The sequence below is a fragment of the Cupriavidus gilardii genome (assembly GCF_008801915.1).
Lineage (GTDB): Bacteria > Pseudomonadota > Gammaproteobacteria > Burkholderiales > Burkholderiaceae > Cupriavidus > Cupriavidus gilardii.
This window is the reverse complement of record NZ_VZOV01000011.1, coordinates 76,137-101,813: the sequence shown is the minus strand read 5'-3', so window position 1 is coordinate 101,813 and position 25,677 is coordinate 76,137. Positions and strand designations below refer to the sequence as shown.

Sequence of the window (25,677 nt, the reverse complement as noted above, 5' to 3'; positions counted from 1 at the left end):
TCCCCCAAGCGCGCCGCCCGCGCTGCGCCCCATGCCCGAGCATATCGACCCTGCCATGACCGCCGAGGCGATCGCCGACGACATCGTCGCGGCGATCGTCTCGCACCGCCTGCCGCCCGGCACCAAGCTGCGCGAGGAGGCTCTGGCCGCGGTCTACCGGGTCAGCCGCACCAAGGTGCGCGCGGCGCTGCTGATGCTGTCCAAGGACAAGGTGATCCAGATCGTGCCCGACAAGGGCGCCTTCGTCGCCAAGCCCAGCGCAGAGGAGGCGCGCGAGGTCTTTGCCGTGCGGCGCATCCTCGAGGCCGCGCTGGCCCGCGAATTCGTCGCGCGCGCCACCGCCGCCGACTACAAACGGATCGACAAGCATCTGGCCGCCGAAAGGAAGGCCCTGGCCGGCAACGACGCGCAGACCCGTACCCGGCTGCTCAGCGACTTCCATATCCTGCTGGCGGAGGTGGTCGGCAACAAGGTGCTGACCGAGATGCTGCACGAGCTCTCGATGCGCAGCGCGGTGATCACGATGCTGTACCAATCGCGCCGGGATGCGGCGTGCTCGTCGGACGAACATCGCGAATTCATCGAGGCGGCCCGCGCCGGCGACGCCGAACGCGCGGTCGAACTGATGGTCGGCCACCTGAGCCATGTCGAAGGCGCGCTGCACTTCGACGAGGTACCGGCGCCGGCCGGCAAGGACCTGGTGACGGCGCTGCTGGCGTGACGGCCGCGTCGGCCGCGCGCCGCGTCAATGCCGGCGCCGCCGCGACCACCACCACAGCGCGTACATCGCGACATTGATGCCCACCACCAGCGCGCCCAGCCACAGCTGCATCTCGCGCGTCAGGGCCTGCGGGTACAGCAGCGGCAGCAGATACTGCTCGACGAAGCCGCCGGCATAGGCGTGTTCGCCCGCGGCCAGCCGAAGGCGGTTCTCCAGCGGCGTCAGCGGACAGATCCAGCCGGTCCATTCGACGGTGGCGCCCCATAGCGCGGCGGGCAGATGCAGCCACGCGACCCGGGGCCAGCGCCACAGCAGCGCGCCGCCGGCGACGACGAAGGCGACGAACAGCAGGTGCAGCACCACCACGGCGTCGGCCAGCCAGGCAGCCATCGGCCCTCCCCTTCGAAGCCGGCACTCGGATGCTTACGCGCCGCCGGCGCGCGCGGTCCAGTAGCCCGGGCGGTTGAACTCGGTCTTCAGGTGCTCGATGAAGAAGCGGATCTTCGCGGGTACGGGTCGCTGTTGCGGGTACACCGCCAGGATGTCGTAGTCGGGCAGCGCGTATTCGTCCAGCACCGTGATCAGCTCTCCGCTCTCCAGCTGCGGCAGGATCTCCCACGTCGAGCGCCAGCCCAGCCCCAGGCCTTCGCAAGTCCAGCGGTGCAGCAGCTCGCCATCGTTGCAGTCGAGATTGCCGGTCACGCGCACGCTGACGGCCTTGCCGTTGTGGCGGAAGTACCAGCCGCGCTGCTGTCCGCCCTGCAGGTTGAACGCCAGGCAGTTGTGCTGCGCCAGGTCATCCAGCGTACGCGGCACGCCGTGCTTCGCGAAGTAGGCCGGCGTGCCGCACACCACGCGCTTGTTGGTCGCCAGCTTGATCGCGACGAAGTTCGGGTCGATCGCGCCGCCGATGCGGATGCCGACATCGTAGCCCTCGCGCACCAGATCAACGACACGGTCGGTCAGGTTGAACGAGATCTGCACCTCGGGATTGCTGGCGAGGAAGGCCGGCGCGTGCGGGGCCACGTGCTTGCGGCCGAACGCCGCCGGGGCCGAGACAATCAAATGGCCGGTGGCCTTGTGGCGGCCCTCGGCGATCAGCATCTCGGCGCGGTCCAGGTCCGCCAGCGCCTTCTTGCACTGCTCCATGAAGGCGGCGCCCTGCTCGGTCACGACGATGCGGCGCGTGGAGCGGTGCAGCAATTTGACCCCGATGCGCGCCTCGAGCACGTTGATGCGCCGGCCGATCATCACCGGCGTGACGCCCTGGGTCAGCGCGGCGGCCGCCATGCTGCCCTGCTCCACCACCGAGATGAAGGCTTCGATCTGTTTGAGTTTGTCCACTCTTTGTCTCCTCCCGCGCCCGATTGTGCGCCGCGCCGCGATGCGCCGGCATCCGCCGCGCGCTATGCCGGCAATGCGCCGGAACGCATGTCCCCGGTGAATGCCAATCAACGCGGACGGTGCGCCTGCGCACGCGCCAGACGACATCATTCCAAACCTCAGGTATGGAATCAACTGATCTCTCTTCCCTTTATCGCAGCGCCAAGGCGGTAATAGGATCGACTCCAACGGAAATTCATCACCATTGGAGACAGACATGCCGAAGATGAGAGCAGTGGACGCGGCGGTGGCCGTGCTGGAAAAGGAAGGCATCACCGTGGCGTTCGGCGTACCGGGCGCCGCCATCAACCCGTTCTATTCGGCGATGCGCAAGACCGGCTCGATCGACCACTACCTGGCGCGCCACGTCGAGGGCGCCTCCCACATGGCCGAGGGCTATACGCGCGCCGAGGCCGGCAATATCGGCGTCTGCATCGGCACCTCGGGCCCGGCCGGCACCGACATGATCACCGGGCTGTATTCGGCCTGGGCCGACTCGATTCCCATCCTCTGCATCACCGGCCAGGCCCCGCGCGCCCGCCTGTACAAGGAGGACTTCCAGGCCGTCGATATCGAATCGATCGCCAAGCCGGTGACCAAGTGGGCCGTGACCGTGCGCGAGCCGGCGCTGGTGCCGCAGGTCTTCCAGCAGGCCTTCCACCTGATGCGCTCGGGCCGTCCGGGTCCGGTGCTGATCGATCTGCCGTTCGACGTGCAGGTCGCCGAGATCGAGTTCGATCCGGAAACCTACCAGCCGCTGCAACCGTACAAGCCGGCCGCGTCGCGCGCGCAGATCGAGAAGGCGATCGCGATGCTGAACGCCTCGGCCAAGCCGCTGATCGTCTGCGGCGGCGGCGTGATCAACGCCGATGCGGCGGACCTGCTGGTCGAGTTCGCCGAGCTGGTCAACGTGCCGGTGGTGCCGACGCTGATGGGCTGGGGCGTGCTGGCCGACGACCATCCGCTGCAGGCCGGCATGGTCGGGCTGCAGACCTCGCACCGCTACGGCAACGCCAACCTGCTCGCGTCGGACTTCGTGATGGGCATCGGCAACCGCTGGGCCAACCGCCATACCGGCAGCGTCGACGTCTACACCAAGGGCCGCAAGTTCGTGCACGTCGATATCGAGCCGACGCAGATCGGCCGCGTGTTCGGTCCGGACCTGGGCATCGTCTCCGATGCGAAGCTGGCGCTGCAGCAGTTCGTCGAGGTCGCCCGTGAAATGAAGCAGGCCGGCCGGCTGCCGTGCCGCAAGGCCTGGGTCGCCGAGGTGCAGAAGCGCCGCCGCACGATGCATCGCAAGAGCGATTTCGACAACGTTCCGGTCAAGCCGCAGCGCGTCTATCGCGAGATGAACCAGTACTTCCCGCGCGACGTGCGCTACGTCAGCACGATCGGCCTGTCGCAGATCGCCGCGGCGCAGTTCCTGTCGGTCAACCAGCCGCGCCACTGGATCAACTGCGGCCAGGCGGGCCCGCTGGGCTGGACCATTCCTGCCGCGATCGGCGTCAAGGTGGCCTCGCCCGAATCGGACGTGGTGGCGATCTCCGGCGACTACGACTTCCAGTTCATGATCGAGGAGCTGGCGGTGGCGGCGCAGTTCAAGGTGCCGTACATCCACGTGCTGGTCAACAACTCCTATCTCGGCCTGATCCGCCAGGCGCAGCGCAACTTCGACATGGATTACTGCGTGCAGCTGGCCTTCGACAACATCAACGCGCCGGAGCTCGAGGGCTATGGCGTCGACCACGTCAAGGTGGTCGAGGGCCTGGGCTGCAAGGCGATCCGCGTGTTCAAGCCCGAGGACATCGCGCCGGCTTTCGCCGAGGCGCGCGACCTGATGGCCGAGTTCTCGGTGCCGGTGGTGGTCGAGGTGATCCTCGAGCGCGTGACCAATATCGCGATGGGCACCGAGATCGACAACATCAACGAGTTCGAGCCGATCGACGATCGCGTCGACGAGGAAGCCGACGCAGCGATCCTGAAGGAAGAAGCGGAAACGGCCTGACGCGCGCGCCGGCGGAGGCAGGCCCTTCAGGGCCATCGCCCCCGCCGCCCCGATGGCCCCACCGACAAACCCACCCAGACTCTGGAGACATCCATGCCGAAACTGGCTGCCAACCTGACCATGCTGTTCAACGAGGTCGGTTTCCTCGACCGCTTCGAAGCCGCCGCGCGCGCGGGCTTTCGCGGCGTCGAGTTCCTGTTCCCCTATGCCTTCCACGCCGATCAGATCGCCGATCGGCTCAACCGCTTCCAGCTCGACCTGGTGCTGCACAACCTGCCGGCAGGCAAGTGGGAAGCGGGCGAGCGCGGCATCGCCTGCCATCCGGACCGCGTCGGCGAGTTCCAGGACGGCGTCGGCGACGCGATCCAGTACGCCAGGGTGCTGGGCGTGCAGCAGCTGAACTGCCTGGTCGGCATCCTGCCGCAGACCGTCAGGCGCGAGCAGGCGCAGGAGACGCTGGTCGAGAACCTGCGCTTTGCGGCCCGCAAGCTGGCCGCCGAGAAGATCGACCTGCTGATCGAGCCGATCAACACCTTCGACATTCCGGGCTTCTTCCTGTCGCGCACGCAGCAGGCGCTCGATCTGATCGAACAGGTCGGCGAGCCCAATCTGTACGTGCAGTACGACATCTATCACATGCAGCGGATGGAAGGCGAAATCGCCGCGACGCTGAAGGCCAACCTGCCGCGCATCAAGCATGTGCAGCTGGCCGACAACCCAGGCCGCAACGAGCCGGGCACCGGCGAGCTGAACTACGCCTTCCTGTTCGGCTGGCTCGATCAGATCGGCTACACCGGCTGGGTCGGCTGCGAATACAAGCCGCGCACGACCACCGAGGCCGGCCTGGGCTGGCGCGCGCAGTTCGGCGTGCAGTGATCCGGCCGGACCGCTGCAGCGGGGCACAGCACACAGAAGACAGAACCGATTTCATTGATCACCATTCCAAGGAGACTCACCATGGCAAACCAACGCAACGTCGGCTTCATCGGCCTGGGCATCATGGGCGCGCCGATGGCCGGCCACCTGCGCGCGGCCGGCCACACGCTGTTCGTCCATGACGTCAACCCCGCGCCGCAGGCCCTGGTCGACGCCGGCGTCACGGTCTGCACCAGCGCCGAGGAGGTCGCCAAGCGCGCCGACATCGTGATCATCATGGTGCCGGACACCCCGCACGTGGAAAGCGTGCTGTTCAGCGACAAGGGCGTGGCCGCCGCGCTGAAGGCCGCCGGCAAGGAAGCCTCGCACAGCAAGATCGTGGTCGACATGAGCTCGATCTCGCCGATCGCGACCAAGGACTTCGCGGCGCGCATCAACAAGCTGGGCGCGGCCTATCTCGACGCGCCGGTGTCCGGCGGCGAGGTGGGGGCGAAGGCGGCCACGCTGACCATCATGGTCGGTGGCCCGGCCGAGGCCTTCGAGGAGGTCAAGCCGCTGTTCGAGCTGATGGGCAAGAACATCACGCTGGTCGGCGGCAACGGCGATGGCCAGACCACCAAGGTCGCCAACCAGATCATCGTCGCGCTGAACATCCAGGCCGTCGCCGAGGCGCTGCTGTTCGCCTCGAAGGCCGGCGCCGATCCGGCCAAGGTGCGCCAGGCGCTGATGGGCGGCTTCGCGTCGTCGCGCGTCCTGGAAGTGCACGGCGAGCGCATGGTCAAGCGCACCTTCGACCCGGGCTTCCGCATCGAGCTGCACCAGAAGGACCTGAACCTCGCGCTGCAGGGCGCCAAGGCGCTGGGCGTGGCGCTGCCCAACACCGCGACCGCGCAGGAACTGTTCAACACTTGCGCCGCCAATGGCTTCGGCAAGCAGGATCACTCGGCGCTGTGCCGCGCGATCGAGCTGATGTCGAACCATACGATCGCGAAGTAAGCGGCCGGCGGGGGCGCGCCACCAGCGCCCTCGTCATGGCCGACCATGGCGTCGTCCCCGCGAATGCGCCGGACCCAGTGACTTCGAAAGCCGTTGGGTTCCCGCCTTCGCCGGAATGACGTGTCGATATCCGCCCAAGCTCATCCCGCACCGCCATGTATTCCGATTCCCACGCCGCCCTGCTGACGCCGCAGCGTCGCGACAGTCTTGCCGATCCGCGTGCACTGCTGCGCGAGCTGTTCGACACCGCGGTCGCCGCGGTCAGTCCGGGCCAGTGCCTGCCGCCGCAACTGCCGCCACCGCCGCAGGGCCGCACCGTGGTGATCGGCGCGGGCAAGGCCGCCGCGTCGATGGCGCAGGCGGTCGAGGCCAACTGGCAGGGCGAACTGTCGGGACTGGTGGTGACGCGCTACGGCCACGGCGCGCCGTGCTCGCGCATCGAGGTCGTCGAGGCCGCGCATCCGGTGCCCGACGCCGCTGGACAGCAGGCCGCGCAGCGCATGGTCGAGCTGGTCAAGGGACTGAGCGCCGACGACCTGGTGCTGTGCCTGATCTCGGGCGGCGGCTCGGCGCTGCTGGCGGCGCCCGCGCCGGGACTGACGCTGGCCGACAAGCAGGCCGTCAACAAGGCGCTGCTGCGCAGCGGCGCCAATATCGGCGAGATGAACTGCGTGCGCAAGCATCTGTCCGCGCTCAAGGGCGGCAGGCTCGCGCTGCAGTGCGCGCCGGCGCGCGTCGAGACACTGCTGATCTCGGACATTCCGGGCGACGATCCGACGCTGATCGCCAGCGGGCCGACGTTGCCCGACGCCACCACCTGCGCCGATGCGCTGGCGGTGATCGACAAATACGGCATCGAGGTGCCGGCGGCCGTGCGCGCGCATCTGGAGAGCGGCGCCGGCGAAACGCCCAAACCCGGCGACGCGCGCTTCGAAGGCCATCGCAGCGTGACGCTGGCCACCGCGCAGCAGGCGCTGGAAGCCGCCGCCGCGCGCGCCCGCGCGCTCGGCATCGAGGCCCACATCCTGTCCGATTGCATCGAGGGCGAGGCGCGCGAGGTCGCGCTGGTGCACGCGGCGCTGGCGCGCCAGGTCGCGCAGCGCGGCCAGCCGTGGCGCAAGCCGTGCGTGCTGCTGTCCGGCGGGGAGACCACCGTGACGGTGCGCGGCAAGGGCCGCGGCGGACGCAACGCGGAATTCCTGCTGTCGCTGGCGGTGGCGCTCGACGGCCTGCCCGGCGTGCATGCGATCGCGGCCGACACCGACGGCATCGACGGCTCCGAGGACAACGCCGGTGCGCTGCTGTCGCCGGACACGCTGGCGCGCGCCGCCGCGCGCGGCGTGTCTGCCCGTGCGCGCCTGGCCGACAACGATGGCTACGGCTTCTTCGCCGCGCTCGACGATCTGATCGTCACCGGGCCGACGCGCACCAACGTCAACGACTTCCGCGCGATGCTGATCCTCTGACGATGGCCCTGCGACGCCGCCGCGCCTGCCGGGAACGACAACCACAACAGCAACGGTATCGAATCGCCACCGGCACGCCAGCGTGCCGCCCTCCACCGCAACAACGCGAACAACGCGATCGCTGCAAACACCGCACCACTGCAATCACCGCAACAGGAGACACCATGAGACGCCAGCGCAAAGCCAAGATCGTTGCCACGCTGGGACCGGCAAGCACCGATATCGCGGTGATCCGGCAGCTGTTCGAGGCCGGCGCCGACGTGTTCCGGCTCAACTTCAGCCACGGCACGCACGAGGACCATCGCCAGCGCTATGACGCCGTGCGCCAGGTCGAGGCAGAGACCGGCCGTCCGATCGCGGTGCTGGCCGATCTGCAGGGGCCGAAGCTGCGCATCGGCACCTTCGCGGTCGGCAAGGTCGCGGTCAAGGCAGGCGATCCCTTCGTGCTCGACAGCGATCCGACCCCGGGCGATGCGACGCGCGTGCATCTGCCGCATCCGGAGCTGTTCCGCGTCGCCGCGCCGGGCCAGTCGCTGCTGATCGACGACGGCAAGGTGCAGTTGCGGATCGAGTCGGTGTCCGCCGGCAGCATCGCCACGCGCGTGGTCAATCACGGCACGCTGTCGGACCGCAAGGGCGTCAACGTGCCCGACGCGGTGATCCCGATTCCCGCGCTGACCGACAAGGACCGCCGCGATCTCGAGTTCGCGCTGTCGCTCGGCGCCGACTGGATCGCGCTGTCGTTCGTGCAGCGTCCGTCGGACATCGTCGAGGCGCGCGAGCTGATCGGCACGCGCGCCGGCGTGCTGTCGAAGATCGAGAAGCCGGCCGCGCTGCAGCAGCTCGACGAGATCGTGCGCGTGTCGGACGCGGTGATGGTCGCGCGCGGCGACCTCGGCGTGGAACTGCCGCCGGAGCGCGTGCCCGGCGTGCAGAAGCGCATCCTGCGGGTCTGCCGGCAGCTCGGCAAGCCGATCGTGATCGCCACGCAGATGCTCGAATCGATGATCGACTCGCCGGTGCCGACGCGCGCGGAGGCGTCCGATGTCGCCAGCGCGATCTACGACGGCGCCGACGCGGTGATGCTGTCGGCCGAATCGGCCAACGGCCGCCACCCGGTGCCCGCGGTCGCCATGATGAACCGCATCATCACCGAGGTCGAACGCGATCCGCTCTATCGCAATCTGCTCGATGCACAGCACGAGGCGCCGCTGTCGACCCGCCAGGACGCGATCTGCGCCGCGCTGCGCGAGGTCACGCAGATCATCGGCGCGGCGGCGACGGTGACCTACACGTCGTCGGGCGCCACCGCGCTGCGCGCCGCGCGCGAGCGGCCGTGCGCGCCGATCGTCAGCATCACGCCGCACGTCGAGATCGCAAGGCGGCTCGCGCTGGCCTGGGGCGTGCATTCGACGGTCAGCCCGGATGTGCAGAGCGTCGACGAGATGGTCGATGCCGCAGCACGCGCGGCGCTGGCCGAAGGCTATGCGCAGCCCGGCGATCAGATCACCATCGCCGCCGGCATGCCGTTCGGCCAGGGCGGCACCACCAATCTGCTGCGCGTGGCGGAGGTCGGCGGTACCAGGGTGCCGGCCAGCGTCGCGGTCGAGGCCGCCAGCGCCGTGCCCGCATAAGCCGGGGCGCTCTCCGGCAATCCCGCGCGGTGCCGCCATTGCTATACTTGGCGGCACTTCGCGGCCGGGCGCCGTTGCCCGTTCCCCCGTGGCCGCGTACATGAACCAGCGGAGCCACCATGCGCCTTGACGACGAAGCCGAAAGCCAACATGTGGAAGACCGGCGAGGCAGCAGAGGCTTCGGCGCCGGCGGCAAGACGATCGGCATCGGCACGATCCTGGTTGCCCTCGCCGCCTCCTACTTCTTCGGCATCGATCCGACCGTGATCATGCAGGGCGCCTCGGTGCTGCAGCAGTCCGATGCGCCGCAGCAGCAGGCCACCCAGGGCCCGCCCGCCACCGACCCGATGTCCGTGTTCGTCCGCAAGGTGCTCGGCAGCACCGAGCGCACCTGGTCGCGGCTGTTCGAAACCGAGCTGAACCGGCGCTACGAGCCGCCGACGCTGGTGCTGTTCACCGGCGCCACGCAGACCGCCTGCGGCATGGGCCAGTCCGCGATGGGCCCGTTCTATTGCCCGGCCGACCAGAAGGTCTATATCGACCTGGCCTTCTACGACGAACTGCGCAAGCGCTTCGGCGCGGCCGGCGACTTCGCCCAGGCCTATGTGATCGCGCACGAGGTCGGCCACCATGTGCAGCACCTGCTCGGCGTGGCCGACAAGGTCGACAGCGCGCGCCGCCGCATGGGCGAGGCGCAGGCCAACCAGTTGTCGGTGCGGATGGAGCTGCAGGCCGATTGCCTGGCCGGAGTCTGGGCCGCGGCCGCGCAGCGCGCCAATCAGCAGCTGCTCGAACCCGGAGATATCGAAGAGGGACTGCAGGCCGCCGCCGCGATCGGCGACGACCGCCTGCAGCGCCAGTCGCAAGGCTATGTCGTGCCGGAAGCCTTCACGCACGGCACCAGCGAGCAGCGCGTCCGCTGGCTGCGGCGCGGACTCGAATCGGCCGATATCGGGCGCTGCGACGCCTTCGCGGCGCGCCAGCTGTAACGGCCAGCGCGCTCGGCAGGCAACGGACTGCGGAATAAAAAACACCCACCCGGAGAGAGAGAGAAGGAGGAAAGGAGGTCAACCGGGCAGGTGGGAGATAAACCGGTGCGGCCGGCGCGCGTGCGTGGCGGTGGCGTGAGGGGTAATCCGTGGCCACCCGGCACGCGGCGCCGGTCCGGCGTCAGACGCGGGTCAGACGCGATAGCCGTACAGCGAGCCGTCGCCGCTGCGGGCGTTGTCCAGCGAGCTCGCGGCAATCTCGCCGCTCGGCGCACGGGCGCCTTCGCTGAAGCTGTCGAACTGGCCCTGCCGGGTCCCTTCGCTATAGGGATCGAACTTGCCCTGGCGGGCGCCTTCGCTGAAGGTATCGAACTTGCCCTGACGGGCGCCGTCGGTGAAGGTGTTGAACTTGCCGGCGCGCAGCGCATCGGCATAGACGTCGAACTTGCCGACCTTGCTCGAGGTGGCGGGCGCGGCCACGGCGACCGCCGAGGTCGCAGCCACGATGGCGGCCAATGCGCCGCCGATGATACGGCTGGTGATCATTTGGGACTCCTTCAACTGAGCTTTATTTGTGTGTCAGCTGCCTGCTGCCCCTGAGCGATCTATGTCGCCATGTGAGCACGGGTTGAAGGTTAGTCCCTGGTCCTGCGGCCACAAATGGGCCTGCGACGAACGGTGAGTTGTGCGCCGTGAAACGACAACGTGGCGGAATCAGCGGCGCCCCGCGCGGCGCCGCGGCACGGGCCGCCGGCCCTTTCGGCTGAACTGCAGCCCAGGCTGCAGCCCGGACTACAGCGTGAACTGGCCGTTGGCCTCGGGCTGGTAGGACAGCTCCAGCACCGTCACGCGCTGCTCGCGGCCATCGGGCAGACGGTAGCTGACCGTCTCGCCGGCACGGGCGCCCAGCAGCGCCTGGCCCACCGGCGAGAACACCGAAATCCGGCCCGCCTCGAAATCGGCGTTGTCCGGGTACACCAGCGTCCACTGGCGCGGCACGGGGTCGCCTTCCAGCGCGCAGCGCACCGACGAGTTCATCGTCACCACGTCCTGCGGGATCGCCTCGGGCGGCACGATCGCCGCGCGGGCCAGGATGTCGTCCAGCATCTCGGCGATGCCGTTGGCCGGGGCCCGGCTGGCGATGCGCTCCAGTCGGGTCACGTCGAGTTCGGTCAGGTACAGCGTGGGCTGCAGCGAAGCGGATACGGTCATGGCGGCTCCTGTATGGCTGGCGCGCCGCTCGGCGCGCTGGTCTTGCTTGTCTGTTGGATTCGGCCGGATCGGCGTCCGTGCGGCGATGGTGCCGGTGGGCGCCCGGCGTGCGGCTACTGCGAGCGGCGCGCGTGGCGGGAAAACGATCCGGAAAAGGAGGCTCGGGCCCGGTTCGGCTGGCCCGGCGCGACTGCGGTGCGGCTAGGCTGGGAACCGGGCGGGATCAAGCGGGGCGGAGATTCGGCGCGTGATCCGGCGGGAAGGGACGGCGGCCAGACCGGCCGCCATGCGCGGTGCGCGCATCAGCGGTGCGCGCATCCGGGCCGCGTTCGCGATCTGCCGCGCCACGCGCACGCCGGCCAGCCGGGCAAGGCGGCGGGCCTGGGCGAACGAGACGAAGCGGCGAGCGAACATCGGCATTGGGTTCGGTTTGGGGATGCGGCTCCGTGGCCGCGGCCCCGAAGGTCGTAGTTCGGAAACTAAAACCGGCTGCACAAAAAAAAAGCGGACGCGACGAATCGCGTGACCGGTTATCGGGATGCTAGCACAGCACCGGCAAAGCGGCGCGCCCCCGGACCGCCGCGGCTCAGTGCGGGTGGCCGGCTTCGGTGCGGTGGCACTCGCAGGGTCCACCGCCTGCCGCCTGCTGCAGGTTCTGCAGGATGCCGCATTCGCTGGCGCGGTGACCTTCCTCGCAGGTATGCCGCAGCGCCCGCAGCTGGCTCTCCAGCGCCTCCAGCGCGAGCCGCTGGGCGTGGATCTGCTCGATCTGCCGGTCCAGCAGCGAATTGATGCCGTCGCAGGCCGCGCTCGGATCGCGCGCGAAATCGCGCAGCCGGCGCACGTCGGACAGGCTCATGCCCAGCGAGCGGCAGTGCCGCACGAAGTTCAACTGCACCAGATGCGCGTCGCCGTAACGGCGATAGCCGTTGTCCTCCCGCTGGGGCGCATCGAGCAGCCCTTCGCGCTCGTAGTAGCGGATCGTCTCCACGTCGCAGCCCGACTGGCGGGCGAGTTCTCCGATTCTCATGCACCTTACCTTGTAGCAGTTACAGGGTTTTCAAGGGCCAGTGTAGTTCAGCGCGGTGCGCCTTGCGGCGAGCGGATCGGGCCGAGTCGCACGAGCCGCCGGGTCGCCGGCTTCGCGGGGTCGACACGGGATGCCGTTGGCAGGACCACGAATGACGCGTTCGCATCTCGGGTAGAATCGCTCAACCGGGTCGGCCCGAGAAGCTGGCCCGGATTGCTTTCGATACCCCACGGGAACCTCGTGCTGCGCTCCGCCACCTTCGTGCGATCGCTGCAGCGGCTGCTCCGGCTGTCGCTGTTGCCGCTGCTGCTTGCCCTGCTGCCGCTGCATGGCTGGGCAGGCGCCGGCATGCCCGCGGGCGGCGCGGCCGTGCATGCGATCGAATCGGTCGAGGCCGCCAGAGCGATCGATGTCGCCGCAACCATCGACACGGTGCTGGCCGGCGCTTCCGATTGGTCGAGCACCAGCGCCGACCCCGCATCGGACTGTGGCGCCCCCGCGCCGTCCCCGTTCGCCGATGCCGGCGAAGCCGCGCCGTCCGGCGCCGATCTGGCCGAACAACTGCTGCTTCCCTCGGCGCCCGCGATGACGGACGCCGGCGGCCGCACCGGCCCGCCCGCCTACGCCGCGCTGCGGCTGCCCGAACCCGACCTGCCACTGCTGCCGCGCCCGCCGCGCGGCTGACCCCGGCCATCCGCCGATCCCGAACCCGAAGCCCCGCGATGGCTCGCGGGCCTTCGCCATGCGGCCCTGTCCGCGCTTTTTTCCCTGTTGACTGAACCAAGATGAAACGCGTCCTGCTTTTCCTGGCGACCAACCTCGCCGTCATGATCGTGCTCAGCATCACCGCGAGCCTGCTCGGGGTGAACCGCTTCCTGACCGCCAATGGCCTGAACCTGGGCACGCTGCTCGCCTTCGCCGCGCTGATGGGCTTCGGCGGCGCCTTCATTTCGCTGCTGATGTCCAAGACCATTGCCAAATGGTCGACCGGCGCGCAGGTGATCACCCATCCGAGCACCAGCACCGAGCTGTGGCTGGTGCAGACCGTCGAGAAGCTGGCGCAGCGCGCCGGCCTGCCGATGCCCGAGGTCGCCATCTATGAGGGCGAGCCCAATGCCTTCGCCACCGGTGCGACCAAGAACAGCTCGCTGGTGGCGGTGTCGACCGGCCTGCTGCAGAGCATGTCGCGCGAAGAGGCCGAAGCCGTGCTGGCGCACGAAGTCGCGCACGTGGCCAACGGCGACATGGTGACGCTGACGCTGATCCAGGGCGTGGTGAACACCTTCGTGATCTTCCTCGCCCGCGTGGTCGGCTACTTCGTCGACTCGATGCTGCGCCGTAACGACGAGGAGTCGAGCGGCCCCGGCATCGGCTACATGGTCACGGTGATCGTCTGCGAAATCGTGTTCGGCATCCTCGCCAGCATCATCGTCGCCGCGTTCTCGCGTTATCGCGAATTCCGCGCCGACGCCGGCGCCGCGCGCCTGATGGGCACGCCGTCGCCGATGGTCGCGGCGCTGCGCCGCCTGGGCGGCATGGAAGCCGACGGCCTGCCGCAGAACATGCAGGCGATGGGCATCTCGGGCGGCAAGTCGGGGATGGCGCTGTTCTCCAGCCATCCGCCGATCGAGGCCCGCATCGCGGCGCTGCAAGGCACCCGCTAAAGCCGGTCCACGGGACCGGCCGCGGCCACATCACGCGGCCGCGTTCACCGGTTCCCGCGGCGCCCCGGTCTGCGTCTGCATCTGCAATTGCGTGGACTGCGCACGGAACGCGGCGCGATAGCGTTCCGGCGTGGTGCGCAGATGGCGCAGAAAGGCCTGCCGCATGCCGTCGGCACTGCCGAATCCCGCGATGCGCGCCACCGTTTCCAGCCGGCGGTCGCTCTGTTCGAGCATCCGCCGCGCCGCCTCGACCCGCTGCGTCTCGACGTAGCGGGCCGGCGTCTGCCCCACCTGCCGCGCGAACACCCGCGCGAAATTGCGCGGGCTCATCGACACACGCTCGGCCAGCGCGCCGACCGACAGGTCCGCGTCCAGATGGTCGGCAATCCATCCCTGCAACTCCCTCAGTTCCGGACTCTGCGCCGCCTGCGCCTGCAGCGCGCTGGAGAACTGCGCCTGGCTGCCCGGCCGCCGCAGGAACAGCACCAGTTCGCGCGCCACCGCCAGCGAGACCGCGTGCCCCAGATCGTCCTCGACCAGCGCCAGCGACAGGTCCATGCCCGCGGTGACGCCGGCCGAGGTGTACAGGCGCCCGGCCTGGATCCAGATCGGATCGGCATCGACCATCACGCGCGGATGCCGCCGCGCCAGTTTCTCGGCATGGCGCCAGTGCGTGGTGGCGCGCTGCGTATCGAGCAGCCCGGTGCGCGCCAGCACGAAGGCGCCGGTACAGACCGCGCCGAGCCGGCGCACCTTTGGCGCCATCTCGCGCAGCCAGTGGATCAGCGCGGCATTGTCGGCCGCCGCCGCATGGCCGGCGCCGCCCGCCAGCAGCAGCGTGTCCACCGGGCCCGGCAGCGTCTCGGCGATGCGGTGGAACGGCGCGTCGGCCAGCAGCCGGATGCCGCTCTCGGTGCGGATCACCGCGTCGTCGCTGACGCTGGCGATGCGGATCAGATAGGGCGCATTGGGCCGCCCGGACAGCCGGTTGGCCTGCCCGAACACCGCCGTGGGGCCGGTGACGTCGAGCTCCTGCGCCGGGTCCGGGGCGACGATCAACACCACGCGTGGCGTGTCCGAGACGGAATGCAGATGGCTGGGCATGGGCTTGGTGGGCTTGGTTGGCGAACGGGGCAAGGTTCTCGCCAAGGCGAGCGTAAAGGCCGGTATGCGGCCGATCATACCGGTGCGAGCGCCCGGCTGCGCCGCTGCCAGCCCAGCGTGATCAGCAGCGCCACGGCCAGCGCCGGCAAGGCCGCCAGGTTCACCGCATCCCAGCCGTAGTGGTGCAGGATCTGGCCCGCCGCCAGCGTCGCGGCGGCGGTCAGCACCGCGGTCGAGAACTCGGCCACCGCCTGCGTCCGCGCCCGCTCCGCATCGCGATAGCTGCTGGTCAGCAGGGTCGTGCCGCCGACGAACATGAAATTCCAGCCCACGCCCAGGCAAAGCAGCGCGGCATAGAACGCGGGCAGAGAGGTCGAGGCCAGCGCGATCACGCTGGACAGCGCCGACAGCCCGATGCCGGCCATCAGCATCGCCGGATTGCCAAAGCGCTGCAGCAGCCAGCCCGACACGAAGGATGGCGCGTACATGCCGACCAGATGCCATTCGATGATCTGCGCGCCCTGCGCGATCGTGTGGTTGCAGGCGACCGCGGCGATCGGCGTGGCCGTCATCACGAACATCATCACCGCGTTGCCGATGCCGTTGTTGGCGAAGGCCGCCAGGAACACCGGCTGGCGCACGATCTGGCCGAGCGGACGCGCGGGCAACTGCGAATCCGGATTGCTGCCGGCCGGCGGCGGAGGCGGCTCGCGATAGGCAAACGCCAGCAGCAGCACCGTCGCCACGCCGAAGGCCGCCACCACGGCATAGGAACCGGCGAACGGCAGCGGGCTCATCAGGTCGGTCGACCAGGCGGCAATGGCCGGTCCGCAGACCGCGGCCACCACGCCGCCCGTCAGCACGGCCGAGATCGCACGCGGCTTGTCGGCGGCCGGCGCGGCATCGGCGGCGGCCAGCCGATAGAAGCGCGCAAAGGCCTGGAACACGCCGACCAGCGCGGTGCCGGCGCAGAAGGCCAGGAAATCGTGATGGGCGATGGCCCAGACCGAGATCAGGCCGCCCGCGGTGCAGGCGATCCCGCCGAGGCAGAAGGCCAGCCGCCGCCCGAGCCGCTCGATCAGAAAGGCCGCCGCGATCGCGGTGACCGCCGATGCGACCGTGATCAGTGCGAACGGCACGGTGGCCAGCGCCTTGTCGGGCGCCAGCGTGTAGCCGACCAGTCCGGTCAGCGTCAGGTCGACCGACAGGGCGGACGTGAACAGCGCCTGGCAGATCGCCAGCACGCGGGCATGAGACATCGGGGACATCGGCTTCATCGGGACTTTCCTCGGCATTTCCTGTCGTTCGCGGGGATGCCACCGAGCTTAAGAGTCCCGTTGCCTGGCCTTCGGACAACGATCCGTGGATTTCTGCCAAGCGGCCGGACCAGGGGTGCGAGGGGACGAGAGGACGAGAGGACGAGAGGACGAGAGGACGAGAGGACGAGAGGACGAGGGGTGCGAGGGATGCGAGGGATGCGAGGGCGCCGCGGTGCGAGCGGCGCAGGTCCCGGGACGAGAAGACGAGAGGGCGAAGGGGCGCGCCGCCACCCTACTCCGCCACCCGGCCGCGCAAGGCCTTGATCTGGCTGCGCTGCGTCTTGCCTTCCAGCCGCCGCAGCTTCGACGCGAACGTCGGCCGCGTCGGTCGACGCACCGGCGGCGGCACCGCCACGCTGTCGACCAGCTCGTGCAGCCGCCGGACCGCTTCGTCGCGGTTCAGTTCGAGACTGCGGTGCTGCTGCGCCTTGATCACGACGACGCCATCGCGCGTGATGCGATGGTCGTGCAGCTGCAGCAGGCGCTGCTTGTGGTCGTCGGCCAGCGAGGACGCGCGGACATCGAAGCGCAGATGCACCGCGTTCGACACCTTGTTGATGTTCTGCCCGCCCGCCCCCTGGGCGCGGATCGCGGTGATCTGGTATTCGTGGTGGGGGATGGCGACGGGCATGGTCGGTCAACTGGGGGCGTGACGGCGCGCTTCAAGGTCAGTCCGCCGCGCGTTGGGCAAAGTTCCGGCGGCCGGAGCGGCCGGACTCCGCGATGCGCTCGGCTATCCCCGCAGTCTTGGGGTCCAGTCCTCGATTGCCCCGCTCTGTCGGCGGCGCTCGAACAGGCGCCGCCACGAATCGACCAGCGGCAACGCCAGCACCGCATCCAGCAGTTCCGGATCGGTCTCGCGGTCGCGCACCAGGCCGGCCAGCCGCGCCACCGACCAGTCGGCATGCGGCCGCTCCAGCAGCACCGCGGCATCGCCGGCCTGCAGCTTGCCCGGCTCCAGCACGCGGAAATACCAGCCGATACGCAGGCTCTGCTGCACCAGCGCCGACATGTCGTCGCGGCCGAACCGCACGTTCAGCTTCCAGCACGGCTGCCGCGGCTGCGACAGCTCCAGGGTCACCGAGCCGATCCGCCACACGTCGCCGAGGCAGACGTCTTGCTCGTCGCCGCCGGCCCAGCTCAGGTTCTCGCCGAACGCGCCGGCGCGTTCCAGCACCGGCAACGGGCCGATGTCCTGCCGCCATGTGGCGTAGTGCTGCCACGGGTAGCAATGGACCGCCTTCTCCGGCCCGCCATGGATGCGGCGGTCACCCTGTTCGTCGCCTTGCAGCCCCAGCGTACCCACCGCGACGGGAGCGCCGACGGGATGCTTGTCGATCGCGCTCTGCTTGCCGGGCTTGCCGGGCCCGCCATAAGGCTTGGCGGTGCCGGTCAATACCTCGCGGATCGTGACCTGGGACGGGCTCACGGCTATCTCTCCTGAACGGGATGGATATGGGTCGACGCCGGCGGGACGCCGGCGTGCATCGAGCCGGCAAGTGTAGCGCCGAACACAGGAAGGCTGCCGGGGTACGGCACGCTCCTCAGCAAGCGGTGGCCTTCGCCGCCTTCAGCAAGCCGTCCAGCGAGCGGTCGGGCGTCTGGTGGAGAACGCTGCCGGGGCTCCGCATGCCCCTCAGTAACCGGTCGCCTTGACGGCTTTCAGGAAGCCGTTCAGCGAACGGTCGGGCGTCTCGTGGAAACGGTCGTCGAGCATGCGGATCGCCCGGCAGCGATCCAGGCGAAAGCTGCGATAGTCCTCGCGCGCGGTGCACCAGGCGGCCAGCAGCCAGACATTGCCCCAGAAGAACAGGCCCAGCGGCTGCACCACGCGTTCCGTGAGCCGCTGCTGCGCGTCGCAGTAATCGAGCCGCAGCAGCCGCTGCTCGCCCATGGCGCCGTGGACGACGTCGAAGGCCTCGCGAACCTTGCTGTCGTGCATATAGGCCGGCGCGAAGACCCGGCTCTGCTGCGCCGACAACCGGCGCGTCGGTGGCAGCGCCGCCACCAGCTTCTCCAGCGCCGGATCGGCCGCGGCGGCGAGCGCGCCGCCGCCCCAGGCCTTCAGCATCCGGAGGCCAGCCACCAGCGCCTCGACCTCGATGCCGGAGAACATCAACGGCGGCACATCGAAGTCCGCCCGCAGCCGATAGCCGATCCCGGCCTCGCCTTCGATCGGCACGCCGGAGATCGACAGCGCCTGGATATCGCGATAGACCGTCCGCTCCGACACGCCCAGCCGCTGCGCCAGCAGCGCCGCGGTGGTCAGGCGGCGGCCGCGCAGGACCTGGACGATCTGGAACAGGCGGTCGGCGCGGCGGCTCATCGGCGTGAGTGAGGGGGTCAGTCAGGCCAGTCTGGCCAGGATCAGCGGTTGGCCGGCACGGGCTCGTGCAGGCCGATCTTGTTGCCTTCGCTGTCGATGATATGGGCGATCCGGCCGATCTCGTCCGGCAGCTCCATCGGACCAAAGACGGTCTTGCCCCCGGCCGCGGCAACTCGGCCCAGCAAGTCGTTGAGCGCTGGCGTATGCAGATAAGGCAAGCTTCCCTCGGTACTCGGCTTGAAGCCCTCGCCGGCCACCAGCGCGCCACCGGAATGGGAATGCGGAAAGATTGCCATGTCGATCTCGCTCATCGTTTCCCGCCGCAGCTTCGTCTCGAATACCCGCTCGTAAAACTGCACAGCCCGACCCATGTCGACGACGGGAATTTCCAGCCAGTTGATCAGAACGTTTTGCATGATGCCACCTCGGTGGTCGTTGAAGGGAGACCGCAGTTTGCGAGGGGGCTGCTGACAGCGTGGTGTCAGGAGGATGGCGGAGGGCTGGTTACGGAAGTTGCCGGTGCAGCCCCCCGTGTCGACCATCCCTCGGCGCTTGCCCTACAGCGCCTCGCCATTCCAGTCGAACGACGACGGCAAGCCGAAAAACTCGGCGGCAATGGGCATGGCGTGATTCATCATGTTGCGCCCGTGATGAACGTGGAGTCCACGGCGCTGCGCAGACGCGAGCAACGCGGTAAGGAAGGGCTCCATGATCACGTCGCAAACGACTGCATGCGACGGCAGTTCCTCAACGGAGAACGGCAACGGGTCGCTGTGCTGCAGTCCGATGGGAGAGGCATTGATCGCAATATCGACTCCAGCCAACGAGGTCAAACCGGTAGTCACCCGCGCCGCGGATACGGCGGCGATCGAATCTGCCAGCTCCCGCGCGCGTGATCGATCGATGTCGTGAATATTGAGGCTCGCAATGTTCTCCATCGCGAGCGTCCATGCAATGCACCGGCCAACGCCGCCACAACCGTTCAGGTGCACGTTGGCCCCATCGATGTTGACGCCATCTGCCTGCAAGCCCGCGAGAAAACCCGCGCCGTCGACGTTGTCCCCTTCCCAGCGACCGTCCGCACGTCTTCGCATGAGATTCAGGGCTCCGATACGCTGCGCGCGTTCCGTCACAACGTCCACGTGGTTCATCGCGACGACCTTGTGCGGCATTGTGAAGATCGCGCCGTCAAAGTTCTCGGTGAGCTTGATGCCGGTCAACGCGGCATCGAAATTCGACGGCGAAACGTCTGCCGGCAGCATCAGCGCGTTCACACCGTATCGCCGCATCAGCGTGCTCCATACCTCGGGCGCCTTAACGTGCCCGATGGGCGAACCCAGGATGAAAAACAGACGCGTCAGCGCGTTCACTGGAGTGTCGGGCACTCGTTTCTCTTGGGTCATGTCAATCCTGCTGTGATATGAATGGGAACATGTTCCTGCATAGGACATCCCAGCCATTGTAAAAACCCCAGCTTCGTCCGTCAATGCGTTTTCATCGCGCAGTTTCCATCTGTGAACGACGGACGAAAATTAGCTTGACTCGTTCCCGCCTAGGAATCACTATGTAAACGTGTTCCCCCTCATAAACTGGAAATCTCGATGAACGATCCGATGATTGAGCGCCTGGCCATCCGCGAGGTAATTGAGAACTGGGCTGTCTGGCGCGATGCCGGCGACTGGGAGCGTTTCGCGAGCGTCTGGCATCCGGATGGCGTGATGATGGCTACGTGGTTCCAAGGTTCGTTCTCGGAATTTATTCGCGTGACGAAGGAAGGTTGGGCGAAGGGCGTTTCGATCCTGCATTTCCTGGGCGGCTCGTCTATCGATGTCAACGGTGACCGCGCTATTGCACAAACCAAGATGACGATCTCCCAGCGCGGCATGGTCGAAGGCGTTTCGTGCGATGTGCTGTGCACGGGCCGTTTCTACGACTTCATGGTCAAGCACCAAGGTGCGTGGAAGATGCTGCACCGCCAGCCGATCTACGAAAAGGATCGCGTCGATCCGATCAACCCCAACGAAGCGCCTGTGTTTGACCCCGAACGCCTCGCCCGGATGCCGGAAGGCTACCGCCATCTGGCCTATATCCAGTGCGGCCTTGGCTACGACGTAAAGATGGACATGCCCATGTTGAACGGTGACGGCGTGCAAGACCTGTATCGCCGCGGCGCTGACTGGCTCGCAGGCGGCGAGCTGGCGCGCTAAGGCACTGTGCGGCACCGGCGCACCGCTATCGGACGGCTTCCGCGCAGCCGTTCACGATTCGAAATATTGGAAGGCAAACATGCGCAACCTCAACGCCGAAACGATCACTGACGCCGTCTTGGAGCGGCAGAAGAACACGCCGAGTCCGCGTCTGAAAGTCATCATGACGAGTCTCGTGCAGCACCTGCACGATTTCGCCCGTGAAGTGAAGCTGACCGAAGCCGAATGGACGCAAGGCATCGAGTTCCTGACCCGCGTCGGTCACATCACCGACGACAAGCGTCAGGAGTTCATCCTGCTGTCCGACGTGCTCGGCCTGTCCATGCTCACCGTTGCCATGAACAACGACAAGCCCGCGCAATGCACGGAAGCCACTGTATTCGGCCCGTTTCACGTCGATGGTGCCCCGCATTTCGAGCTCGGCGCGGACATCTCGTGCGGTGCGCGTGGTATTCCGTGCGTGGTTCGTGGCACGGTTCGCGGTCTGCACGGCGAACCGATTGCAGGGGCGAGCCTCGACGTGTGGCAGTCCGACGAGGATGGACTGTACGACGTGCAACACCCAGACGGTGAAGCTCGCGCGCGCGGCATTCTGCATTCGGACGCCGAGGGCCGTTACGACTTCAAGTCGATTCTGGCCGTGCCTTATGCGATTCCGCACGATGGCCCCGTCGGCGATTTGCTGAAGGCAATGGGCCGTCATCCGTGGCGGCCTGCGCATCTGCATTTCATGGTCCAAGCGCCAGGCTATCAAACGTTGGTCACGCACGTCTTCCGCAGCGACGATCCGTACCTGGACTCCGATGCCGTATTCGGCGTGCGCCAGTCGTTGATCGCCGACTGGAAACGGCAGGACGACGGCTCCTATGTCGTCGAATATGACTTTGTGCTCAACCCGGCCCCGGATTCACAATGAAGGATTTCGTCTACACGGGCCAGCCAGGCCGAGTCGTCTTTCGCCGCCGGGGCGTAGCGTCGCTGGGTGAAGAAGTCGCTGCGCTGCACATCCGCAGGGCCATCGTCCTATCGACGCCGCAGCAAGCCTCATGGGCATTGAATGTGGCTGAAACTCTGGGCAGGGATCGCGCGGCAGGCGTATTCACCGAAGCAGTGATGCACGTGCCGGTCGAGGTTGTCAGGAAGGCAGTGGAGCTCGCGCAGGCGCTCAACGCTGACGGCCTGATCGCGATTGGCGGCGGATCGACCATCGGCCTTGCGAAGGCGATGGCGCTCCAGACGGCGCTCCCCATCATTGCGGTGCCCACGACGTACGCTGGCAGCGAAATGACGCCGATCTGGGGCATGACCGAAAACAACCTCAAGCGTACCGGCAAGGATCTGCGCGTCTTGCCGAAGACGGTCATCTACGATCCGGATCTGACGGTCGGCCTGCCGGTCGATCTGAGCATGGCGAGCGCTGTCAACGCGATTGCGCACGCAGCAGAAGGCCTATACGCGCGTGATGGAAATCCGGTGATCAGTCTCATGGCTGAAGAGGGTATCCGTGCGCTGGCGTCGTCGATGCCGCTCATTCGTGCCAATCCGCACAACGAGGACGCACGTGGTGATGCGCTGTACGGGACGTGGCTGTGCGGCTCGGTATTGGGCAACGTCGGGATGGCGCTGCACCACAAGCTGTGCCACACGCTTGGCGGTACGTTCAATCTTCCGCATGCCGAAGTGCACGCGCTGATCCTGCCGCACGCCATTGCGTTCAATACACCGGCCATCGGGGAAGCGTGTCAACGTATTCGGCGCGCATTGGGCACCAGCGAGAGTGCGGCGGCAGGACTGTTCGACCTTGCCAAGGCCAATGGCATCAAGATGGCTTTGAAAGACATCAGTGCCATGACCGGCGCCGATATCAGCAACGCTGTCGACCTTGTGTTGAACGCGCCGTATTGGAATCCACGCACGATCGACGAGAGCGTGCGCGGAGATATTGAAAAGCTGCTGTGGAACGCTTACGAAGGTAATCGGCCTGAATGACGTTCAACCGCCGAAATACTGACGCTGGATTCTTGCTGCTGCGGCCTTGAGGATGGCAACCGCGCGTTCACAGACTTCGGTCGAATAACGTACTGTCGGCATCGCGATATTCAATGATCCCAGTGGAAATCCGTTTGCCGACAGGATAGGTACGCCAATACCAAAGACGCCCGGCGTGAACTCTTCGCTGGAAGTCGCGAATCCTTGCTTGCGTACATCTTCCAGCGTCGCGAGCAACGCTTTCTTGGTGGACATGGTGTTCTTGGTGAAGCGTTCGAACGTCAGTGAGCGCAGGTATTCATCGCGCATCTGGTCCGGAAGGTAGGCAAGTATGGCCTTGCCGCCTGACACCGCATAAAGCGGCGCAAGATCGCCAAGACGCATATGAGATTGGAGACGCTGTTGACTGATGACCGTGGCGACGACTTCTATCTGGTCGCCCTTGAGCTGGTTAAGAGCGCACGACTCGGAAGTCTGCTGCGTGATGTCGGCCAGGACAGGTTCCGCACACGCGATCAAGCTGCGCGTCTGGTTCGATTGCTGCGCGAGCTTGAGGATTGCGTCTCCGAGCCGGTAGCCGCGCGTCTCGGGAACCAAACGAAGATAGCCGCGCTGCGTGAGATTGCGGATGAGCTTGGTCAGGCTGCTTTTTGGAATGTCGAGCGCTTCGGCTATCTCGGCATGGGACATCTCCCGGCCCCATTGAGCAAGAAGTTCCAGGAGGTCGAGAGTACGGTCGGCTGACTTTACGGTACTTGCCGCCGTACCGGACGTTGTGTTTGCAGGCATAGTCTGATGTTTTCTGCTGTTTCCATATGGGAACAATACTATCGGATGTGTTCAAAATGTCAAGACAGCCTGCTTTAAGCGCTGCGTTGAAAGCAGCGACAAAAGGTGCAGTCCGGATGAATGACCCGATGGGACGATGAGTTCCGCATAGGAAACCCGAGCGCGATAGGATGACAAACCTTACGGTTGAGGCAGCGTGTGCGCGCGCGTCTCGACCGTCTCAACACAATCACGAGGATCAGATGGAACCACTCACACGAGGATTTGGTGGCAGCACTTTTTCATTCATGTGGCAAGACACTGCACTGGCTGCCATGCGGAAAATGCAGGCGTGTGACCTCAATGATTTCGACGTTCTCGTCGTCCCTGGCCATCTTTGGCCCGATGCGCTCTCGAGCGGCGAAAGAAGGATTCTGGCCAATAGCCTTCGCACCGAAGGTCTTCGCATCGAATCGCTGAACCTTCCGGCGCTCGATCTGAACCTGGTGAGTTGTGTCGATGAATTCCGGCGCTACTCGATCGAGGTCTACACGCGCACGATGCAGCTCGGGTCCGACCTCGGTGCGAAGGCCACGGTTGTGGTCCCTGGCCGGGTGTCCTCGCTTTTCCCTCCGTCGAGCACCGATACGGCGCTTCGCCTTCGCGACAGCCTGGAGCAGCTTCTCCGTGTCGCAGAGGACCTGGACCAGAAGATCTTCGTTGAGCTTCACCCGCAAACGCCGATCCCCACGACCGAGACAATGCTGTCGTTCCTGGATCAACTGCCTGACGAAAGACTCCTGATTGCCTACGACGTGTCGAACGCCGAATTCGTTGGGGAAAATCAGGCCGAGGCGATCAAGCGGGCAGGCAATCGCATCGGGCAATTCCACCTTTCTGACGGCACGCGCACCCGGTGGCGTCATGACCGCATCGGCCTTGGCACCGTGCCCTTCCAGGAAATCATGGACGTTGTAAGAAATGCGGGAATCTCGGCAAGCCCTGTTCTCGAAATCATTTCGTCGACGCCGATCGACGATTTGAACGCGTCTGCCGAAGCGCTCAAACACATCGCCGCCAATTATCCGAAGTAAAGGAGATATCGCCATGACCACTGTTCAACTACCAGCGTCGTTCGAGCATCAAGCCGCCATCGTGAATGGGGTGAATCTGCACTACGTGCTTGGTGGCCGCGAACCGCGTACCGCACCGTTGATGCTGCTGATCCACGGGTTCCCGCAAAACTGGTGGTGCTGGCACCGTGTCCTCGCCGGACTGGGCGAGCGGTACACGGTCATTGCGCCGGACCTCAGGGGCGTTGGTCTGTCGGACAAGCCTGCAGGCGGCTATACGAAACGCGAACTCGCTGCTGACCTTCATGCGCTCGTCGAGAGCCTGCAGGCGGGCCCGGCGCATCTGGTGGGTCACGATATCGGCGGGATGGTTGCCTATGCTTATGCCACTCAGCATCCGGCGCGATCGCTGACCGTCATGGACGTGACCATTCCAGGCATCGGGGACTGGGATCAGGTCGTGTCCGACCCGCATGTCTGGCACTTCGCGTTTCATCAAAAGCGTGATCTGCCCGAAGCGCTGATCGTCGGTGGCCGCGAACACGCGTACATCAGTTCGTTTATCAATCACCAGGCATTCCGTCGCGGTGCTATCGCGCCTCAGGATATGACCGAGTATGTCGATGCATACCGGCACCCGGGGGCATTCCGATGTGCGATGGAAATGTACCGTCAGTTCCCGCAGGACGTCGTCGACAACCGCAACGCCGGACCGCTGCCTGCAGATCTTCCAGTGCTCGGAATGGGTGGGGAAAAGCGCTGGGCCGAACGCGTCGGTCAACGACTTGCAGCGGTTTCGGCGAACGTGAAAACCGTATCCGTACCGGGATCAGGACACTTCATTGCAGAAGAACAGCCTGAATACTTCATCGATGCAATGTTCCAATTTTGCGGCTGACGGGCACAAAGTTA

At 66.7% G+C, this 25,677-nt stretch carries 28 protein-coding genes; 14 read left to right on the top strand and 14 right to left on the bottom strand.

The window, feature by feature from the left end:
* The first annotated feature begins 31 nt into the window (after positions 1-31).
* Positions 32-721 (top strand): GntR family transcriptional regulator, encoded by a 690-nt coding sequence (locus F7Q96_RS14935; RefSeq protein ID WP_053822801.1) that lies wholly within the window; start codon positions 32-34, stop codon positions 719-721.
* A 24-nt stretch (positions 722-745) separates the two neighbouring features.
* Here the strand turns inward: F7Q96_RS14935 and F7Q96_RS14930 are convergent, their stop codons facing one another.
* Both F7Q96_RS14930 and F7Q96_RS14925 read right to left on the bottom strand, forming a co-directional pair.
* Positions 746-1,111: a DUF2784 domain-containing protein gene (locus tag F7Q96_RS14930; protein WP_053822802.1), complete on the bottom strand. Its 366-nt coding sequence runs from the start codon at positions 1,109-1,111 to the stop codon at positions 746-748.
* A gap of 33 nt (positions 1,112-1,144) precedes the next feature.
* Positions 1,145-2,065 (bottom strand): LysR family transcriptional regulator, encoded by a 921-nt coding sequence (locus tag F7Q96_RS14925; RefSeq protein WP_053822803.1) that lies wholly within the window; start codon positions 2,063-2,065, stop codon positions 1,145-1,147.
* Between the two features lie 256 nt (positions 2,066-2,321).
* Between F7Q96_RS14925 and gcl the strand changes: the two genes are divergently transcribed.
* The 6 genes from gcl (at position 2,322) to ypfJ (ending at position 10,073) form a co-directional block, all read left to right on the top strand.
* Positions 2,322-4,112: a glyoxylate carboligase gene (gene gcl, locus F7Q96_RS14920; RefSeq protein WP_151022897.1), complete on the top strand. Its 1,791-nt coding sequence runs from the start codon at positions 2,322-2,324 to the stop codon at positions 4,110-4,112.
* A 93-nt stretch (positions 4,113-4,205) separates the two neighbouring features.
* A complete protein-coding gene (gene hyi / locus F7Q96_RS14915) occupies positions 4,206-4,988 on the top strand; it encodes a hydroxypyruvate isomerase (protein ID WP_053822804.1) in 783 nt (260 codons plus the stop codon).
* Positions 4,989-5,069: 81 nt separating this feature from the next.
* Positions 5,070-5,984, top strand: a complete 915-nt coding sequence (gene glxR, locus F7Q96_RS14910) for a 2-hydroxy-3-oxopropionate reductase (protein WP_053822805.1) — start codon at positions 5,070-5,072, stop codon at positions 5,982-5,984.
* 155 nt (positions 5,985-6,139) lie between these two features.
* Complete coding sequence (locus F7Q96_RS14905; RefSeq protein ID WP_053822806.1) at positions 6,140-7,450, top strand: glycerate kinase type-2 family protein; 1,311 nt, start codon at positions 6,140-6,142, stop codon at positions 7,448-7,450.
* Positions 7,451-7,614: 164 nt separating this feature from the next.
* Positions 7,615-9,084 carry a pyruvate kinase gene (pyk, locus tag F7Q96_RS14900; RefSeq protein WP_151022895.1) on the top strand — a complete coding sequence of 490 codons (1,470 nt, stop codon included), beginning with the start codon at positions 7,615-7,617 and terminating at the stop codon, positions 9,082-9,084.
* A 119-nt stretch (positions 9,085-9,203) separates the two neighbouring features.
* Positions 9,204-10,073: a KPN_02809 family neutral zinc metallopeptidase gene (ypfJ, locus tag F7Q96_RS14895; RefSeq protein ID WP_053822807.1), complete on the top strand. Its 870-nt coding sequence runs from the start codon at positions 9,204-9,206 to the stop codon at positions 10,071-10,073.
* Positions 10,074-10,265: 192 nt separating this feature from the next.
* Here ypfJ and F7Q96_RS14890 read toward each other — a convergent pair whose 3' ends face one another.
* The 4 genes from F7Q96_RS14890 to F7Q96_RS14875 form a co-directional block, all read right to left on the bottom strand.
* On the bottom strand, positions 10,266-10,619 hold the full coding sequence (locus F7Q96_RS14890) for a hypothetical protein (protein ID WP_053822808.1): 354 nt from the start codon (positions 10,617-10,619) through the stop codon (positions 10,266-10,268).
* A 246-nt stretch (positions 10,620-10,865) separates the two neighbouring features.
* On the bottom strand, positions 10,866-11,285 hold the full coding sequence (gene rnk / locus F7Q96_RS14885; RefSeq protein WP_053822809.1) for a nucleoside diphosphate kinase regulator: 420 nt from the start codon (positions 11,283-11,285) through the stop codon (positions 10,866-10,868).
* A gap of 201 nt (positions 11,286-11,486) precedes the next feature.
* Positions 11,487-11,705 carry a hypothetical protein gene (locus F7Q96_RS14880; protein WP_053822810.1) on the bottom strand — a complete coding sequence of 73 codons (219 nt, stop codon included), beginning with the start codon at positions 11,703-11,705 and terminating at the stop codon, positions 11,487-11,489.
* Positions 11,706-11,871: 166 nt separating this feature from the next.
* The gene (locus F7Q96_RS14875) at positions 11,872-12,315 is read right to left on the bottom strand and encodes a Cd(II)/Pb(II)-responsive transcriptional regulator (protein WP_053822811.1); all 444 of its coding nucleotides are present in this window, start codon (positions 12,313-12,315) and stop codon (positions 11,872-11,874) included.
* A gap of 240 nt (positions 12,316-12,555) precedes the next feature.
* On the opposite strand from F7Q96_RS14875, the gene F7Q96_RS14870 reads away from it, so the two are divergent.
* Positions 12,556-12,999, top strand: a complete 444-nt coding sequence (locus F7Q96_RS14870) for a hypothetical protein (RefSeq protein ID WP_053822812.1) — start codon at positions 12,556-12,558, stop codon at positions 12,997-12,999.
* Between the two features lie 101 nt (positions 13,000-13,100).
* On the top strand, positions 13,101-13,979 hold the full coding sequence (gene htpX, locus F7Q96_RS14865; RefSeq protein ID WP_053822813.1) for a protease HtpX: 879 nt from the start codon (positions 13,101-13,103) through the stop codon (positions 13,977-13,979).
* 30 nt (positions 13,980-14,009) lie between these two features.
* Here htpX and F7Q96_RS14860 read toward each other — a convergent pair whose 3' ends face one another.
* The 7 genes from F7Q96_RS14860 to F7Q96_RS14830 all read right to left on the bottom strand — a co-directional run bounded on the left by F7Q96_RS14860 (position 14,010) and on the right by F7Q96_RS14830 (position 20,131).
* A complete protein-coding gene (locus F7Q96_RS14860; RefSeq protein ID WP_053822814.1) occupies positions 14,010-15,083 on the bottom strand; it encodes a GlxA family transcriptional regulator in 1,074 nt (357 codons plus the stop codon).
* Between the two features lie 74 nt (positions 15,084-15,157).
* Complete coding sequence (locus F7Q96_RS14855) at positions 15,158-16,360, bottom strand: MFS transporter (RefSeq protein WP_170265873.1); 1,203 nt, start codon at positions 16,358-16,360, stop codon at positions 15,158-15,160.
* A gap of 274 nt (positions 16,361-16,634) precedes the next feature.
* Positions 16,635-17,033 carry an alternative ribosome rescue aminoacyl-tRNA hydrolase ArfB gene (gene arfB, locus F7Q96_RS14850; protein WP_053822815.1) on the bottom strand — a complete coding sequence of 133 codons (399 nt, stop codon included), beginning with the start codon at positions 17,031-17,033 and terminating at the stop codon, positions 16,635-16,637.
* Between the two features lie 102 nt (positions 17,034-17,135).
* On the bottom strand, positions 17,136-17,831 hold the full coding sequence (locus tag F7Q96_RS14845) for an MOSC domain-containing protein (protein ID WP_053822816.1): 696 nt from the start codon (positions 17,829-17,831) through the stop codon (positions 17,136-17,138).
* Positions 17,832-18,038: 207 nt separating this feature from the next.
* On the bottom strand, positions 18,039-18,728 hold the full coding sequence (locus F7Q96_RS14840) for a helix-turn-helix transcriptional regulator (protein ID WP_053822817.1): 690 nt from the start codon (positions 18,726-18,728) through the stop codon (positions 18,039-18,041).
* A gap of 41 nt (positions 18,729-18,769) precedes the next feature.
* On the bottom strand, positions 18,770-19,144 hold the full coding sequence (locus F7Q96_RS14835; protein ID WP_053822818.1) for a VOC family protein: 375 nt from the start codon (positions 19,142-19,144) through the stop codon (positions 18,770-18,772).
* A 141-nt stretch (positions 19,145-19,285) separates the two neighbouring features.
* Positions 19,286-20,131 (bottom strand): shikimate dehydrogenase family protein, encoded by an 846-nt coding sequence (locus tag F7Q96_RS14830; RefSeq protein WP_151022893.1) that lies wholly within the window; start codon positions 20,129-20,131, stop codon positions 19,286-19,288.
* 198 nt (positions 20,132-20,329) lie between these two features.
* Here F7Q96_RS14830 and F7Q96_RS14825 point away from each other — a divergent pair, with 198 nt between their 5' ends.
* The 3 genes from F7Q96_RS14825 (at position 20,330) to F7Q96_RS14815 (ending at position 22,924) form a co-directional block, all read left to right on the top strand.
* Entirely contained in the window at positions 20,330-20,935 is a 606-nt protein-coding gene (locus F7Q96_RS14825) for a nuclear transport factor 2 family protein (protein ID WP_053822819.1), read from the top strand.
* 79 nt (positions 20,936-21,014) lie between these two features.
* Positions 21,015-21,851: an intradiol ring-cleavage dioxygenase gene (locus F7Q96_RS14820; RefSeq protein WP_053822820.1), complete on the top strand. Its 837-nt coding sequence runs from the start codon at positions 21,015-21,017 to the stop codon at positions 21,849-21,851.
* Positions 21,848-22,924 carry a maleylacetate reductase gene (locus F7Q96_RS14815; RefSeq protein ID WP_053822821.1) on the top strand — a complete coding sequence of 359 codons (1,077 nt, stop codon included), beginning with the start codon at positions 21,848-21,850 and terminating at the stop codon, positions 22,922-22,924. The genes F7Q96_RS14820 and F7Q96_RS14815 overlap by 4 nt, the downstream gene beginning before the upstream one ends.
* Positions 22,925-22,927: 3 nt before the next feature.
* Here F7Q96_RS14815 and F7Q96_RS14810 read toward each other — a convergent pair whose 3' ends face one another.
* On the bottom strand, positions 22,928-23,713 hold the full coding sequence (locus F7Q96_RS14810) for an IclR family transcriptional regulator (RefSeq protein WP_053822822.1): 786 nt from the start codon (positions 23,711-23,713) through the stop codon (positions 22,928-22,930).
* A gap of 242 nt (positions 23,714-23,955) precedes the next feature.
* On the opposite strand from F7Q96_RS14810, the gene F7Q96_RS14805 reads away from it, so the two are divergent.
* Positions 23,956-24,786, top strand: coding sequence for a sugar phosphate isomerase/epimerase family protein (locus tag F7Q96_RS14805; RefSeq protein ID WP_053822823.1), 831 nt, complete (start codon positions 23,956-23,958; stop codon positions 24,784-24,786).
* A gap of 13 nt (positions 24,787-24,799) precedes the next feature.
* Positions 24,800-25,663 carry an alpha/beta fold hydrolase gene (locus F7Q96_RS14800; RefSeq protein WP_082371574.1) on the top strand — a complete coding sequence of 288 codons (864 nt, stop codon included), beginning with the start codon at positions 24,800-24,802 and terminating at the stop codon, positions 25,661-25,663.
* Positions 25,664-25,677: the final 14 nt, after the last annotated feature.

Excerpts from the sequence above, each read along its gene's own strand:
- F7Q96_RS14935 (WP_053822801.1), top strand. The coding sequence starts at position 32 with ATGCCCGAGCATATCGACCCTGCCATGACCGCCGAGGCGATCGCCGAC.
- F7Q96_RS14930 (WP_053822802.1), bottom strand. The coding sequence starts at position 1,111 with ATGGCTGCCTGGCTGGCCGACGCCGTGGTGGTGCTGCACCTGCTGTTC.
- gcl (WP_151022897.1), top strand. The coding sequence starts at position 2,322 with ATGCCGAAGATGAGAGCAGTGGACGCGGCGGTGGCCGTGCTGGAAAAG.
- hyi (WP_053822804.1), top strand. The coding sequence starts at position 4,206 with ATGCCGAAACTGGCTGCCAACCTGACCATGCTGTTCAACGAGGTCGGT.
- glxR (WP_053822805.1), top strand. The coding sequence starts at position 5,070 with ATGGCAAACCAACGCAACGTCGGCTTCATCGGCCTGGGCATCATGGGC.
- F7Q96_RS14905 (WP_053822806.1), top strand. The coding sequence starts at position 6,140 with ATGTATTCCGATTCCCACGCCGCCCTGCTGACGCCGCAGCGTCGCGAC.
- pyk (WP_151022895.1), top strand. The coding sequence starts at position 7,615 with ATGAGACGCCAGCGCAAAGCCAAGATCGTTGCCACGCTGGGACCGGCA.
- ypfJ (WP_053822807.1), top strand. The coding sequence starts at position 9,204 with ATGCGCCTTGACGACGAAGCCGAAAGCCAACATGTGGAAGACCGGCGA.
- F7Q96_RS14890 (WP_053822808.1), bottom strand. The coding sequence starts at position 10,619 with ATGATCACCAGCCGTATCATCGGCGGCGCATTGGCCGCCATCGTGGCT.
- rnk (WP_053822809.1), bottom strand. The coding sequence starts at position 11,285 with ATGACCGTATCCGCTTCGCTGCAGCCCACGCTGTACCTGACCGAACTC.
- F7Q96_RS14880 (WP_053822810.1), bottom strand. The coding sequence starts at position 11,705 with ATGCCGATGTTCGCTCGCCGCTTCGTCTCGTTCGCCCAGGCCCGCCGC.
- F7Q96_RS14875 (WP_053822811.1), bottom strand. The coding sequence starts at position 12,315 with ATGAGAATCGGAGAACTCGCCCGCCAGTCGGGCTGCGACGTGGAGACG.
- htpX (WP_053822813.1), top strand. The coding sequence starts at position 13,101 with ATGAAACGCGTCCTGCTTTTCCTGGCGACCAACCTCGCCGTCATGATC.
- F7Q96_RS14860 (WP_053822814.1), bottom strand. The coding sequence starts at position 15,083 with ATGCCCAGCCATCTGCATTCCGTCTCGGACACGCCACGCGTGGTGTTG.
- F7Q96_RS14855 (WP_170265873.1), bottom strand. The coding sequence starts at position 16,360 with ATGAAGCCGATGTCCCCGATGTCTCATGCCCGCGTGCTGGCGATCTGC.
- arfB (WP_053822815.1), bottom strand. The coding sequence starts at position 17,033 with ATGCCCGTCGCCATCCCCCACCACGAATACCAGATCACCGCGATCCGC.
- F7Q96_RS14840 (WP_053822817.1), bottom strand. The coding sequence starts at position 18,728 with ATGAGCCGCCGCGCCGACCGCCTGTTCCAGATCGTCCAGGTCCTGCGC.
- F7Q96_RS14835 (WP_053822818.1), bottom strand. The coding sequence starts at position 19,144 with ATGCAAAACGTTCTGATCAACTGGCTGGAAATTCCCGTCGTCGACATG.
- F7Q96_RS14830 (WP_151022893.1), bottom strand. The coding sequence starts at position 20,131 with ATGACCCAAGAGAAACGAGTGCCCGACACTCCAGTGAACGCGCTGACG.
- F7Q96_RS14825 (WP_053822819.1), top strand. The coding sequence starts at position 20,330 with ATGAACGATCCGATGATTGAGCGCCTGGCCATCCGCGAGGTAATTGAG.
- F7Q96_RS14820 (WP_053822820.1), top strand. The coding sequence starts at position 21,015 with ATGCGCAACCTCAACGCCGAAACGATCACTGACGCCGTCTTGGAGCGG.
- F7Q96_RS14815 (WP_053822821.1), top strand. The coding sequence starts at position 21,848 with ATGAAGGATTTCGTCTACACGGGCCAGCCAGGCCGAGTCGTCTTTCGC.
- F7Q96_RS14810 (WP_053822822.1), bottom strand. The coding sequence starts at position 23,713 with ATGCCTGCAAACACAACGTCCGGTACGGCGGCAAGTACCGTAAAGTCA.
- F7Q96_RS14805 (WP_053822823.1), top strand. The coding sequence starts at position 23,956 with ATGGAACCACTCACACGAGGATTTGGTGGCAGCACTTTTTCATTCATG.
- F7Q96_RS14800 (WP_082371574.1), top strand. The coding sequence starts at position 24,800 with ATGACCACTGTTCAACTACCAGCGTCGTTCGAGCATCAAGCCGCCATC.